At 63.0% G+C, this 13,339-nt stretch carries 11 protein-coding genes; 6 read left to right on the top strand and 5 right to left on the bottom strand.

Annotated elements, in window-relative coordinates:
- Positions 1–15: 15 nt before the first annotated feature.
- Positions 16–2,184, bottom strand: a complete 2,169-nt coding sequence (locus ACTHNR_RS12510; protein WP_440547942.1) for an EAL domain-containing protein — start codon at positions 2,182–2,184, stop codon at positions 16–18.
- 263 nt (positions 2,185–2,447) lie between these two features.
- On the opposite strand from ACTHNR_RS12510, the gene ACTHNR_RS12515 reads away from it, so the two are divergent.
- Entirely contained in the window at positions 2,448–3,749 is a 1,302-nt protein-coding gene (locus ACTHNR_RS12515; protein WP_440547943.1) for an NRAMP family divalent metal transporter, read from the top strand.
- A 156-nt stretch (positions 3,750–3,905) separates the two neighbouring features.
- Positions 3,906–4,475 (top strand): glycine zipper 2TM domain-containing protein, encoded by a 570-nt coding sequence (locus ACTHNR_RS12520; RefSeq protein WP_440547944.1) that lies wholly within the window; start codon positions 3,906–3,908, stop codon positions 4,473–4,475.
- Between the two features lie 159 nt (positions 4,476–4,634).
- Here ACTHNR_RS12520 and ACTHNR_RS12525 read toward each other — a convergent pair whose 3' ends face one another.
- The 3 genes from ACTHNR_RS12525 to ACTHNR_RS12535 are packed head-to-tail and all read right to left on the bottom strand — an operon-like array spanning position 4,635 to position 7,631.
- A complete protein-coding gene (locus tag ACTHNR_RS12525) occupies positions 4,635–4,958 on the bottom strand; it encodes an AtuA-related protein (protein ID WP_440547945.1) in 324 nt (107 codons plus the stop codon).
- A gap of 1 nt (position 4,959) precedes the next feature.
- Positions 4,960–6,315 (bottom strand): acyclic terpene utilization AtuA family protein, encoded by a 1,356-nt coding sequence (locus tag ACTHNR_RS12530; RefSeq protein WP_440547946.1) that lies wholly within the window; start codon positions 6,313–6,315, stop codon positions 4,960–4,962.
- Positions 6,316–6,326: 11 nt separating this feature from the next.
- Positions 6,327–7,631: a CitMHS family transporter gene (locus ACTHNR_RS12535; RefSeq protein WP_440547947.1), complete on the bottom strand. Its 1,305-nt coding sequence runs from the start codon at positions 7,629–7,631 to the stop codon at positions 6,327–6,329.
- A 99-nt stretch (positions 7,632–7,730) separates the two neighbouring features.
- Here ACTHNR_RS12535 and ACTHNR_RS12540 point away from each other — a divergent pair, with 99 nt between their 5' ends.
- Complete coding sequence (locus ACTHNR_RS12540; RefSeq protein WP_440547948.1) at positions 7,731–8,642, top strand: LysR family transcriptional regulator; 912 nt, start codon at positions 7,731–7,733, stop codon at positions 8,640–8,642.
- 48 nt (positions 8,643–8,690) lie between these two features.
- Here the strand turns inward: ACTHNR_RS12540 and ACTHNR_RS12545 are convergent, their stop codons facing one another.
- On the bottom strand, positions 8,691–9,404 hold the full coding sequence (locus ACTHNR_RS12545; RefSeq protein ID WP_440547950.1) for a GntR family transcriptional regulator: 714 nt from the start codon (positions 9,402–9,404) through the stop codon (positions 8,691–8,693).
- Between the two features lie 169 nt (positions 9,405–9,573).
- Between ACTHNR_RS12545 and ACTHNR_RS12550 the strand changes: the two genes are divergently transcribed.
- From ACTHNR_RS12550 to ACTHNR_RS12560, 3 genes are all read left to right on the top strand, one after another.
- Positions 9,574–10,794, top strand: coding sequence for a pyridoxal-phosphate-dependent aminotransferase family protein (locus tag ACTHNR_RS12550; RefSeq protein WP_440547951.1), 1,221 nt, complete (start codon positions 9,574–9,576; stop codon positions 10,792–10,794).
- Positions 10,791–11,585 (top strand): 2-keto-4-pentenoate hydratase, encoded by a 795-nt coding sequence (locus ACTHNR_RS12555; protein WP_440547952.1) that lies wholly within the window; start codon positions 10,791–10,793, stop codon positions 11,583–11,585. The genes ACTHNR_RS12550 and ACTHNR_RS12555 overlap by 4 nt, the downstream gene beginning before the upstream one ends.
- A 144-nt stretch (positions 11,586–11,729) precedes the next feature.
- Positions 11,730–13,016 carry an MFS transporter gene (locus tag ACTHNR_RS12560; RefSeq protein ID WP_440547953.1) on the top strand — a complete coding sequence of 429 codons (1,287 nt, stop codon included), beginning with the start codon at positions 11,730–11,732 and terminating at the stop codon, positions 13,014–13,016.
- Positions 13,017–13,339 lie beyond the last annotated feature (323 nt).

The following is a 13,339-nucleotide window of genomic DNA, read 5'->3' on the forward strand; positions in this document are numbered from 1 at the left end:
CCTAGGCGATATCGCCTAGACGGTGAAAGCGTGCTGCCGGCGCGCGTCGAGAATAAATTCGAGGCAGTCGCCGGCGGCGAGCGGGCGGCTAAAGAAGTAGCCCTGAAAGCGCTCGCAACCCAATGCCGAAAGACGCTTCAATTGCGGCTCGTTCTCGACGCCTTCCACCACCAAGGAAAGATGGAGCGTGCGGCTCAGATCGGCAATGCTGCGCACGATGTGCTCGTTGACGCTGCCCGCCGTGACGTCGGCCAGCGAGCGGTCGATCTTCACGGTGTCGAGCGGCATTTCGCGCAGATAGTGCAGCGACGTATGCCCCATGCCGAAATCGTCCATCGCCACCTTCACGCCCGCGGCGCGAAGCTGCTTCAAATTGTCGATCGCGTTGGCATGCGGCAGCAAAATGGTCGATTCCGTGATTTCGAGTTCGAGCAATGAAGACGGCAGTTTTTCGCGGCTCAGGATCTCCAGCACCTTTCGGTGAAAATCCGGATCGAGCAATTGTCGCGGCGACAAATTGACCGCCATGACCAAATCATCCGGCAGCACATGGCGCCACGCGCTCCGTTGCCGGCAGGCCAGGGACAAGATGGCGAGTCCCAGCCGATCGATCTGGTCGATGTCGTCGGCCAACATGATGGTGATCGGCGGCGCGACTCGCCCCAAGAACGGATGACGCCAACGCAAAAGCGCCTCGACGCCGAAGACACGCCCCGTTCTGCAATCGATCTGCGGCTGAAATTCGAGGAAGATCTGATCGCCCGCCTTGATGGCGTCGTCCAAATCGCTCGCGAGTGTCGCCGCAATTCGGCTCTCCTCGCCCGGCAGGTCGAGATAACGCATCGCCTTCGGGCTCAGCTCTGGCGATTCCGCGATGCGAAGCAGGGACGTGAGCGTCTCTTGGCTTCGCTTGCCGGCCAGATATTCGGCAATGCGAACGAAAGGCGCGTAAATCGCCGCCCCCGCCGCCAAGCACAGCAGCTGCACGAACGTCCCGGCGAGCGAACCCGTGACGGCGTAGCCGCTATAGAGCGCCGGCGTGGTCCAAGCGACGCCGTAGCTCGTCTTCGGCATCACGTGAAAGACGATGGCCGCATAGCCGATCAGAATCTGCACGACCGGCGTCAAAATGAACGGGATCGCATAGAGCGGATTGAGCACTAAGGGCAGCCCAAACAGCAGCGGCTCGTTCACGTTGAACAGCGCGGGCAGCATGATGAAAAGCGCCAGTTTCCTCGAGCGCACCGTCCGACTCACGAACAGCAGCGCCAGGATAAGGCTGAGCGTTCCGCCCGAGCCGCCCATCCTAGCGAACACCGAGAAAAAGTCATGGGTAAACACGAAGGCCGCGTGGCCGCCGTGCGCCACCGCCGCGACATTCGCGCTTCCGGCCGGATCGAGCACGTACCGCTCCACCGCGAAAAGCGCGTTCGGTCCATGGATTCCGAATAGCCAAAGGACTTGCGAAGCAATCTCATAGACGACGCCGAAAAGCAGGTTATCGGAGAGCTTCGAGGACAAGGTGAAAGGCAACGCGCCCCACGTGTCGGCATAGCCGGGCCACGCCATCGACATCCACGCAAATTTCCCCGCGGCGAAGATCAGGATCGTGAGCATCCCCGCCGGCATGACGGTGAAGACGTCGCCCACTACGGGATCGTTGCTGAGGTGATTGAGCGGAATGCGCAGAAAACGCATGCCGCTGAGCTTAAGAAACAAGGTGCCGCCGAGGGAGGCGGCCAACAAGGCACTCCACATGCCGCCGGCGACCGAGAGCGAAGCGAGCGGCGTGGCGTCGCCATCGACGAAGATCAACGTGAAGAAGCACGAGGCGACGATGCTCGCCGCAATCGCAGGATTGACCGGGCTGACTCCGGGCCGCTGATTGTGAAGATTCGTCAGGGCGACGGCGAAACCGGTTAGCGCCACGAGCGCGCCGATGCCGAACGTGCCGGCCAGCAACCTGTCGGCGAACGCTTGCGCATGGGAGCCGAAGGCGGCGAACAACCATCGGCTCATCGCGTCCGACGGCGGATAGCGAAGCAGCAGCGCCAGCGCGCCGACCATAATGAGCGGCAACGGCAGCGCGAGTCCGCGCCGGATCGCGAAGAAATACGGCAGATGGTCGATTCGCTCGACCCATGTCGAGAACTGGTGCCAACGCGATTGCGCTTCGGTCATCATTTTTGCTGATTTTGACGCGTGGCCGGAGGTCAGCCGCGAATAATTCGTATTAATAGCAGTAAACGGTCGAGCGCGGCAAATACTAAAGTACCAAAGCGTGGATTGAAGTAAGAATTTCCTGAATCTATTCTAGGATTTCGTGCAATGGAATCAGGCGGTGAAGCGACAGCTTTCGGTTCGTTAGACGGCACATGATTGACGCCGATCAAGCCCAAAAGCCAGGCGGCGGTCAAGCTTGACGCTGACCAAAATGACGCATCGCAATGAACGCCGATACGACCCAGCGGCCGGGCATCTATAGAACGCTCCGCGACCGGATCAAAAAACACCCGCTGCCGAAGTTGGGCGCGGGGCTCATCACCGGCGTCGCGGACGACGATCCCAGCGGCATCGCCACCTATTCCCAAGCCGGTGCGCAATTCGGCGTCAACATGCTTTGGACGATGCCGCTCGCCTTTCCGTTGATGGCGGCAGTCCAATTGATGTGCGCGACCTTGGGAAGAGTCACCGGCAAGGGCCTCGCCGCCAACATCAAAAGCGCGTTTCCACCCCTGGTGCTATACAGCGTCGTGCTGTTGCTGTTGGTCGCCAATACGCTGAACATCGCCGCCGACGTGGCCGCGATAGGCGAATGCGCGCAATTGGTGACCGGCCTCGATCGGCACATGATGGCGGCGCTCTTCGTGTTCACGACGCTGCTGCTGCAAGTGTTCATTCCGTATCACCGGTACGTCTTCTTCTTGAAGTGGCTGACCGTCTCGTTGCTCGCCTACGCGGCGGTGCTCTTCACGGTGCACGTGCCATGGCGGCAGGTGGCCCTCGGTACGCTATGGCCCAACTTCACGCCCAATGCATCGGCCGCGGCCGTCGTGGTGGGGGTCTTCGGCACCACGATTAGCCCCTACCTCTTCTTTTGGCAAGCGTCCGAAGAAGTGGAAGACATGCACGCGAATCGCGCAAGTTCGCCGCTCGTACTCGACGCGAGCGCGGCGCCGTCGGAATTGCGGCGCATTCGCTGGGACACGTGGAGCGGCATGTTTTATTCCGACATCACGGCTTGGTTCATCATGCTCGCCACCGCCGTCACGCTCCATGCGGCCGGCGTGACGAACATCGAAACCGCCGCGCAAGCAGCCAGCGCGCTGCGGCCGCTCGCGGGCGACCTTGCGTATCTGTTGTTCGCCGTGGGCATTCTCGGCGTCGGCCTCATCGGCGTGCCGGTGCTCGCCGGCTCGGGGGCCTATGCGCTATCCGAAGCCATGGGGTGGAACGAAGGACTCGAGCGCCGCGTGAAAGACGCGCGCGGCTTCTACGGCATCATCATCGTGAGCATGCTCGTTGCGCTCGTCTTGCAACGCTCTTCGATCAGCCCCATGAAAGCGCTGTTCTGGTGCGCGGTGATCAACGGCGTCGTGTCCGTGCCGCTCATGATCGTCATCATGGTTCTGGTGTCGAGACGATCGGTGATGGGGCCCTACACGGCGAGCCGTTCCGTGCTCGCGCTCGGGTGGCTCGTAACCGTCGTCATGAGCGCCGCGGCCCTTGCGATGTTCGTCCTGCGTTAGATCCGGACGGGGGAATGGGCCGCGCTCAGCGCGCGGCAACAGACTTTACATCCTGTTACCCGGCGCCCGCATACAGCCGTTTGAGCTTTCCCTATACTCCGATCCGCAACCGATTCATTTGCGCTTTGCGAGCGCTCAATCGACGTCGAGAATCTGATGAAACGCCCCACGCTGACCAAGACCGCCCTTCTCGTTCCGCTCGTTGCGGTTTCCGCGCTGTCGCTTACCGCCTGCGTCGCGCCTAATCCGTACGGTGCATACGGTTCGCAACCGCAATACGCACAGCCGCAATATGCCCAGCCTCAATACGCGCAGCCGCAATATGCGCAGCCGGGCTATACGCCTCCGCCTCCGCCGCCGGAATCCGGATACGTCCAGCCGGGCGGCTACGGCGTGCAATACGGCACGGTGGCGGGTATTCGCCCGATCGGCGGCGCAACGAGCCCGTCCGGCGTGGCGGGCACGCTCGTCGGCGCCGTCGTGGGTGGCGTCCTGGGCAACCAAATCGGCCGGGGACATGGGCGCGATGCCGCCACGGTGATCGGCGCGCTCGGCGGCGCGGTGGCCGGCAATCAGATCGGCCAGAACATGGGACAGCCCACCGGGTACCGCGTCGACATTCAATTGAGCGACGGCTCCATGCGATCGTTCGATATGCAAACGCCGGGCGACCTCCGCCCGGGCGATCGTGTGCGGGTCGACGGGAATCAGGTTTCGCGATATTGATCTAATCGCGGCGACGCGCGGCTTGAACGACGTCACTGCTCCGTCGTTCGCCGCCCCGGCACGCACTCGAAGCTGCTCGCGAAGCGCCGATCGCGGTGTCCTTTGTGCGAAGCACCTCCGGATAGACGCACACGGGCCGCTCGACTGTTTTGTACGTGGTTAAACGCCGCCTCGATCGGGCGGCGGTACGTCGATGTCGAGCAATGCGGCGCTAAGCGATTTGCCGTGTGCATCGAGCGCCAGCGAACGCGTCACGCCCCCGCCTAGCGCGTGTTCCAGCACGAAATTCAATGCGCCGATCCCCGGCAGCTCGTAACGGCGCACTTCGCCTCGCACCACGCGCTGCAAATGCGCCTTCACCCTCTCTGCCGTCAAATGCCGAACCAGATGCGGATAGTCGCGGCCATCGAACGCGATCACCGAGACATTGAGCGTGTCGCCCTTGTCGCCGGTGCGGCCATGCGCGAGTTCGCGTATTTTCATATCAACCCTCGAAGATCTCGACCGACGGCGCGACGGCTTCGCGCGGCAGCAACACCGATTGCACGGCGATGACTTCGCGCACCGATTTCGTCACGCCGCCGCCGCCGGCCGGGCCATTCGTATAAAGCGTTTCGACTTCATTGCCGATGCGCACGGCTTCCTCCCAGGAGTCGCACCGCGCCGCGACGCGCGCGCGCACCTCGTAAGGCTCGTTCGCCCCGATGGCCGTCGCGCCATATAGCGAATCGACGCCGATCACATCGCAGCGCAGTTCGCGCATGGCAACGCCCGTCATCGTCAAGCGCTCGCGCACGATGTCGAGTGCGAGACGGGCGCGTGCGAGTGCGCTCGCGCCGCCGTACGAGATTTGCCCTTCGCCGATGAATCCGTCGAAATAGGCAACCGACGTCTTCAGCGTCGCGGTAGGCGGCGCACCGCGGCCACCCGCGATTTCCACCCGATCGGCGCTCTGCTGTTTCATGCTGACGCCGGTGAAATCGGCGACCACGTCGGGCTGGAGATATCGGCTCGGATCGTGAATTTCGTAAAGCAATTGCTCCTTGCACGTGGCCTCGGTCACACACCCGCCCGCGTGCGCCACCTTCGCGATCACGACCGTGCCGTCCTCGCTCACTTCCCCGATCGGAAAGCCGAGGCGGGCAAGATTCGGCACGTCTTTCACACCCGGATCCGCGAAATATCCGCCTGTGATCTGCCCCGCGCATTCGAGCAGATGGCCGACGACGGTGCCCTGTCCAAGCCGGTCCCAATCGCTCATCGACCAGCCGAAGCGATGGATCAACGGCGCGAGAAAGAGCGCCGGGTCGGCCACGCGTCCGGTCAGGACGATGTCGGCGCCCGCATGCAGCGCATCGACGATGGGCTGCGCGCCCAAATACGCATTGGCGGCCACGATTCTGTCGCCGAACGTCGATACGCGTTCGCCCGATTCTTCGAACCGATAGTCCCCGGCCAACACGACATCGAGTACGTCATCGCCCGTGACGGCGGCGATTTTCAGGCCGTCGATGCCGAGCTCCCGCGCAAGTGCGACGGTCTTGCGCGCCGCGGCGACGGGATTGGCCGCGCCCATGTTCGTGACGACGCGCACACCGCGTTCAGCCGCGAGCGGCAGCACCGCACGCCAGCGCGCCTCGAGCAACGGGTCGTAGCCAAGTTCGGCGTCGCGCCGACGCGCCTGTTGCGCCAGCGCGATCGTGCGCTCGGCCAGGCATTCGAAGACGAGGTAATCGAGCGCACCGTGCTCGACGAGTTCCACCGCGGGCTCGATGCGATCGCCGGAGTAGCCGGCGCCCGCACCGATCCGCACGACGCGGGGAGGCGTTGCAGTCGACATAAGTTCGAAGATCAGAGAGGAAAGATGCCGAACAGCACACAGGCGATCGTCATGACCGCTGACGCACCGAACAGCAAGGGGAAGCTGAATCGCTGGTGTTCCGCCAGATCGATGCCCGTCAGGCCGATCACCAGGAACGTGGCGGGCGTGAGCGGGCTGATGGGAAAGCCGGTCGTCATTTGACCGAGAATCGCCGCTTGACCGATCTTGACCGCGGGCACGCCCAACTGCGCCGCCACTTCGGCGACGACCGGCAACACGCCGAAATAGAACGAATCGGGATCGAACAGCAGGCTAAGCGGCATCGAGATCAAGCCGAGCACGACGGGAATATGCGAGGCCATCGAAGCCGGAATGAACCCCACCGCCGCTTGCGCCATTGCCTTGAGCATGCCGCTGCCTTGCATGATGCCGGTGAACACGCCGGCCGCCAGCAGAATGCCGGCCATCATCAGTGCGGCCCGCGCATGCGCGTCGATACGCTTGCGCTGCATCTCGACGTTCGGATAGTTGACGAGCAAGGCCACGCACAGGCCGACCATGAACATGAGGACAGGCGGAATCCTTTCGCCCATGGCGACCATCGTGCCGAGCAGCACCACGGTCAGCAGGATGTTGAACCAGAAATTGCGCGGCCGGCGCAGGGCCTTCTCCTCGTCGGTCAATTCCCGTGTGGCGAGCGTCAGCCCGGCCCCTTCGAGACCCGCGCCCAGCCGCCGCTCTTCACGCTTGCCCAGCACCCATGCCATGCCGAACACGAACACGAGCCCGACGATCTGGATCGGAATCAACGGATTGAAGATCGTGGAAACAGGCAGATGCAGCGATGCCGAGGCGCGGATCATCGGGCCCGTCCATGGCAGAAAATTCACGCCTGCCGCCATCGAGACCGCCGCGGCCAGCACGCGCCGGTCCATCTTCAATCGATCGTAGAGCGGCAGCATGGCGGGAATCGTAATCAAAAAGCACACCGCGCCCGATCCATCCAAGTGAATGAGCAGCGCGAGCAACGCCGTTCCCATGACGATCCGCGTGGGGCGCGTGCCGACCGTGCGCAAGATGCGATCGATGATCGGATCGAGCGTGCCGGCATCGGTGATCGTGCCGAAGTAGAGAATCGCAAAAACGAACATCCCCACCACGGGCGCGAGCGCCTTGATTCCGCCGAGGACGAAGTGCGAGGTTTGCAGCCCGAATCCGCCGATCAACGAAGCGGCGACCGGGACGACGATCAGCGCGACGAGCGCCGACATGCGCCGCGACAGAATGGCGGCGAGCAGAACGATGATGGTGGCGACGCCGAGTAAGGCCAGCACGAGTATGTCTCCAATCTTGTCTTTTAGTGGCTAAGAGCGTAGTGTCGGCGCATCGATAAAACAATTGAAATGATTTGATCGCAGCAATTACCAAACGATATGGATCTGAACCTACGGGAGATACGCGCGTTCGTCACCGTCGCGCAAACGGGCAGCTTCACGCGTGCAGCAGATAAGCTGAATGTGTCGCAACCGGCGTTGACGGTGCAGATTCGGCGCCTGGAGGAAACGGTGGGCGCGCGGCTGTTCGATCGAAACAGCCGAGCCGTGGCGCTTACTTCGGTGGGACGCGAACTGCTGCCCGTCTTGCAGAAGTCGCTTGCGGATATGCAGCGCGTGCTGGACGATGCGCGCGCGTTAGGGGACGGCTCGCGTGGGACGGTGCGGATCGCTTGTCTGCCGTCTTTTGCAGCGGGGCGCCTACCGGCGCTGATCCGCGATTTCCGGCACGATGCGCCGCAGGCGACGTTCGAGATTCGCGACGTCGTGGCGAGCATGGTCAATCAGCTCGTGCGCGCCGGCGAGTTCGATTTGGGCGTGACGGGCGGAGAAGTGGCGGACCCCGAACTCGAGGTGCTGCACCACGCCGAGGATCGCCTCATCGTGGTCTGCCCGCGCAGCCATCCGCTGGCGCAAAAGCGACGCATTACTGCGCCCGATCTTGCCGAGTATCCGCTGGTGTTGACGGCGGCGGGAACGAGCGTGCGCGCGATCGTCGACGAGGCATTCGCCGAAGCGGGCCGCGCGCCCGAACTCGCTTGCGAGCCCACCTACATGATGACCGCCGTCGCCATGGTCCGCGCGGGGTTGGGCATCACGATTCTGCCGGGGTCGGCGCCCGAGATCCGGGCCGAACCGGAATTGATCGGCAGACCGATCAACGATCGGCGATTCGTTCGTCCCATTGCGCTCATCAAGAAGCGCGCGCGAACGCTCCCGCCCGTGGCATTGTCGTTCGCCGAGGCTTTGACGGCCGCGCTGGCCGAGCGCGAGCCCAAACCGCGTCATTGAGCGACGCACTAGCCGCAGCCGAAGGACGCATCGCTCGCGCCCGCGCATTCACCCCTGCGCTTCCAGCACCGCGGCAGCCATCTGCCCCAACACGGCATCGCGTTTCGCCAGCAAGTGTCCGCGCAAAATGGCAGCCATCTTTTTGCCGTCGCGCGCCTCGAGCGCGCGGATCATTTCCTCGTGATCGCGAATGGCGCTCTCCCACTTCGACGTCGAATAGTTCGAGCGAAAACGCAGCGCCTGCAAGCGCCGATTCGTCGATACGTAGACCTGCCGCAGCGCCGCGTTGCGCGCCGCTTCATTGATGCGATCGTGGATCGCGCGATTGCGCGCGTAGTAGCCGGGTAGATCGTTCTGCGCGTGGCACGCCAGCATTTCGTAGTGAAGCGCTTTGATTTCGGCGAGCTCCGCCGGCGTGATCCGTTCGCAAGCCAGCTCGCCCGAAAACGCCTCCAACCCGCTCATGAGTTCGAACATCTCGCGGATCTCGACTTCGCTCATCTGCGAGACCGTTGCGCCGCGGTTCGGCAGCAGTTCGACGAGCCCTTCCGCCGCCAACACCTTGAGCGCCTCGCGCAAGGGCGTGCGCGAGATGCCCAGCCGCTCGCACAGCTCGCGCTCGTTGAGCTTCACGCCGGGGGCAAGCAGTCCTTCGACGATGAACGTGCGCAGATGATCGATCGCTGCGTCATGCAACTGCAGTCGTTCCACCTTCGGTAGCAGAGGCATGACATCGGCAGTCGCTGCAGTCGTTTTTTGCATGCAAACATTCTCCGCTGGAATGACAGAAATTTTACAGCAGCGACCACGCCGAGCAGTTGCGCCACAACATCGTTGAACCTAGGGATTACCCTGACCCTTTTTTACTTCCTTCGACGCGCCTCGTGCGATAAAGTTTTTTGCATGCAAAATTCAAATTAAGGGATGACGCATGCTGAAACTCGACTTTCACCCTGCCGGTCGCCACTTTTTGCAGATCCCGGGGCCGAGCCCGGTGCCGGACCGCATCCTGCGCGCGATGAGTCTGCCGACGATCGACCATCGTGGGCCGGAATTCGGCGCCCTCGGGCTGAAGGTCCTGGCCGGCATCCGTCAGATCTTCAAGACGACCCAGCCCGTTGTCATCTACCCGGCTTCGGGCACCGGCGCGTGGGAAGCCGCGCTCTCGAACACGATGAGCCCGGGCGATACCGTCCTCATGTACGAAACGGGACACTTCGCCACGCTCTGGAAGAAGATGGCCGAAAACCTGGGTTTGAAACCCGAGTTCTTGGGGTTGCCCGGCATCGAAGGCTGGCGCCGCGGCGTCCAGGCCGATCAAATCGAAGCGCGATTGCGCGCGGATTCCGGGCATACGATCAAAGGCGTGTGCGTCGTGCATAACGAGACCTCGACCGGCGTCACCTCGGACATCGCCGCCGTGCGCCGCGCGATCGATGCAGCTGGGCATCCGGCATTGCTGCTCGTCGATACGATTTCCGGCTTGGCCTCGGCCGATTACCGGCACGACGAATGGGGCGTCGACGTAACGGTATCGGGCTCGCAAAAGGGTTTGATGTTGCCGCCGGGCATCAGTTTCAACGCCGTTTCCGTTAAGGCGCTCGAAGCGAGCAAGCATGCGCGGCTACCGCGTGCGTTTTGGGGATGGACGGAAATCATTGACATGAATCGGCAGGGCTACTGGCCCTACACGCCCAGCACGAATCTGCTCTACGGCTTGGCCGAAGCGCTCGACATGATTCTCGATGAGGGCCTCGACGCGGTATTCGCGCGTCATCGACGGCTAGCCGAAGCTTGCCGCGCCGCCGTAACGGCGTGGGGCCTCGAGATTCAATGCGCCGATCCGGCCGTCTATTCGCCGGTGCTGACGGGCGTCATGATGCCCGACGGCGTCGATGCCGACGCCGTGCGCAAGCTCATTTACGAGCATTTCGACATGTCGCTCGGCACCGGCCTCGGCAAGCTCAAAGGACGCATGTTCCGCATCGGTCATCTCGGCGATTGCAACGACCTCACGCTGATGGCGACGCTGTCCGGCTGCGAGATGGGATTGAGTCTCGCGGGTGTGAAGCTCGCAGGCAGCGGCGTCGTCGCGGCAATGGATCATCTGATGCGCCACGCCGTCAAACCCAAGCTGAAGGAAGCCGCATGATAGGCCCGGCAAGCGAGACGGCAGGCAAGGAACGAATCGCTCAATGGGCGAACCGATTGACGCAGGCGCGCCTGGGCGGCCCGGGTGCGCGAATCGGCGTACCGCCCGAGGACAGCGCCGTTCTTCTGACCGACGACGAAGCGTACGCGGTGCAAGACGCGATCTTGCGGGCCATGAACTTAGCGCCCGGCGGATGGAAGATCGGATCGAAATCGCTCGACGGCCCGGCGCAGTGCGCGCCGCTGCCCGCGTGCGATGTTCATCGCAGCCCCGCGACGTTCGAGCACAGCGCATTCGCCAAACCCGCACTCGAGCTCGAGGTAGCGTTCGTGCTCTCCCGGGATTTTCGCGCGCATGGCGGGCCTTACGACGCCCGCACCGTGCTCGGCTCGATCGCGACCGTGCATGCCGCGATCGAGATCGTCTCGAGCCGCTACGTGTCCTGGCCGAAGGTCGACAAGCGTTTGCAACTGGCCGACCTCCTCAACCACGGCGCGTTGATCGTCGGCGAGGGCGTGCGTTACGACGAGCACTTTCCGTTCGGCGCCCCATCGATGCGCTTCATGGTCGACGATGCCAATGTGGTTCAAGGCATACCCGCCAATCCGGCCGGCGATCCGCGACGGCTTCCGGTCTGGCTCGTCAATCACTGCACCGCACGCGGCCTGGACGTGCCCGCCGGGACCGTGCTCACGTGCGGCTCCTACACGGGCATGCATTTTCCCGCGGGGCCGGTCGTGGCGCGCGGAGAGATCGCAGGCCTGCCTCCTGTGCAATTGACGCTCGACTGATTCGAGCGACGCAACCCGCTGGACGGCGACGGCCCGTGCCGTCCCGATGAAAAAGAGTCGTGAGCCGCACCCGAGCAGTGACGTACTGAAGCGCGATTGTCGCGAACGCGGCGATGCGCCCGTTCACCCAAAAGGAGACCGCTGATGTTTCGTCGAGCGACCATGCGCGTGCTGTTGCTGTTGTGCGTGATGTATCTCATCACCTACGTCGATCGCGTCAACGTGAGCACGGCTGCCAGCGCCTTCGGCGCCGAGCTGCATCTCACGCACACGCAGATCGGTTTCGTGTTTTCCGCGTTCGCCTATCCCTACCTCATCATCCAAGTCGCGGGCGGCTGGGTGGGCGATCGTTTCGGCCCGCGCCGCACGCTCGCGATTTGCGGCATCGTATGGGCCGGCGCGACGATACTGACCGGGCTTGCCACCGGCTTCGCGTCGATGATCGCGGCCCGGCTGCTGCTCGGGTTGGGCGAAGGCGCGACGTTTCCCACGGCCACGCGCGCGATGTCGAACTGGCTGCCCGCCAGCCAACGGGGCTTCGCACAAGGGATCACCCACGCCGCGTCGCGCATCGGCAACGCCGTCGCACCGCCGCTGATCGTCTCGCTGATGGTCGCCACGAGCTGGCGCGGGGCGTTCATCGTCACGGGCGTGGTCAGCTTGGCTTGGGCGCTGGTCTGGGGATGGTACTTCCGCGACGATCCGCGCGATCATCCGCGCATCACGGAAGGCGAATGCGAGCAGCTCGCCACCTACTCCGGCAACAAAGCGCGGACACCCGCGCCTTGGCGTCAGCTGTTCGCGCGCATGATCCCGGTCACCGCCGTCTATTTCTGCTACGGCTGGGTGCTGTGGCTGTTCTTGAGCTGGCTGCCGCAATACTTCCTCCATAACTACCACCTCGAACTGCGCAAGTCGGCCCTGTTCGCCTCCGGCGTCTTCTTCGCCGGCGTGATCGGCGATTGGCTCGGCGGCTGGGTGACCGATGCGATTCTGCGCCGCACCGGCAACGTGCGGGTGGCCCGCAACGTCATGGTGGGCGTCTGCATGCTGCTCACGCTGTGCTCGCTCGCGCCGATTCTCTTTCTGTCGAACATATCGATTACGCTCGCGGCGCTTTGCCTGAGCGCCGGCTTTTTCTTCAACGAAATGACGATCGGCCCGATGTGGGCCGTGCCGATGGATATCGCACCGAAACACTCGGGCATCGCGAGCGGCATCATGAATTGCGGCTCGGCGCTCGCCGCCATCGTCAGCCCCGTGATCGGCGGTTGGCTCATCGATACCACCGGCAATTGGAATCTGCCGTTCGTCGTGTCCATGGCGCTGATGGCTATCGGCATCGTGCTCTCGTTCGTCATGTCGCCCGATCGTTCGCTCGACACCGACCATCAACCCGCCAACGCGGAAGGAACGCGCAAGCTCGTTTGAATCTTGTCATCAAAATGAAATGCCGGTTCGAGCGATCGAATCGGCTTTTTGTTTTGTAAAAGTACTAAACAACATTACATCTCACTGTCGAAACGACGGATCTAACCCACAATGCGCCTCCAGTACCATTGAAAATTCCACTTATCGGAATGACGAAATATTTCTTTAGTCCAGCTATTCAGAATTGACGCAATCATGCCGATCTCCATACGACTGCATCTCTTCGTGAGTCTTTGAAGTAAATCTCTCGCTCCGCCACGGGTCGAGAATCAACGCGGCCGATACGGCGGCGGCGGCGCCGCACGCTCCTCGGCGTATGAGGA

Source organism: Trinickia sp., from assembly GCF_051954495.1.
GTDB lineage: Bacteria > Pseudomonadota > Gammaproteobacteria > Burkholderiales > Burkholderiaceae > Trinickia.

Coding starts and splice junctions, on each gene's coding strand:
- ACTHNR_RS12510 (WP_440547942.1), bottom strand. CDS start 2,184: ATGATGACCGAAGCGCAATCGCGTTGGCACCAGTTCTCGACATGGGTC.
- ACTHNR_RS12515 (WP_440547943.1), top strand. CDS start 2,448: ATGAACGCCGATACGACCCAGCGGCCGGGCATCTATAGAACGCTCCGC.
- ACTHNR_RS12520 (WP_440547944.1), top strand. CDS start 3,906: ATGAAACGCCCCACGCTGACCAAGACCGCCCTTCTCGTTCCGCTCGTT.
- ACTHNR_RS12525 (WP_440547945.1), bottom strand. CDS start 4,958: ATGAAAATACGCGAACTCGCGCATGGCCGCACCGGCGACAAGGGCGAC.
- ACTHNR_RS12530 (WP_440547946.1), bottom strand. CDS start 6,315: ATGTCGACTGCAACGCCTCCCCGCGTCGTGCGGATCGGTGCGGGCGCC.
- ACTHNR_RS12540 (WP_440547948.1), top strand. CDS start 7,731: ATGGATCTGAACCTACGGGAGATACGCGCGTTCGTCACCGTCGCGCAA.
- ACTHNR_RS12545 (WP_440547950.1), bottom strand. CDS start 9,404: ATGCAAAAAACGACTGCAGCGACTGCCGATGTCATGCCTCTGCTACCG.
- ACTHNR_RS12550 (WP_440547951.1), top strand. CDS start 9,574: ATGCTGAAACTCGACTTTCACCCTGCCGGTCGCCACTTTTTGCAGATC.
- ACTHNR_RS12555 (WP_440547952.1), top strand. CDS start 10,791: ATGATAGGCCCGGCAAGCGAGACGGCAGGCAAGGAACGAATCGCTCAA.
- ACTHNR_RS12560 (WP_440547953.1), top strand. CDS start 11,730: ATGTTTCGTCGAGCGACCATGCGCGTGCTGTTGCTGTTGTGCGTGATG.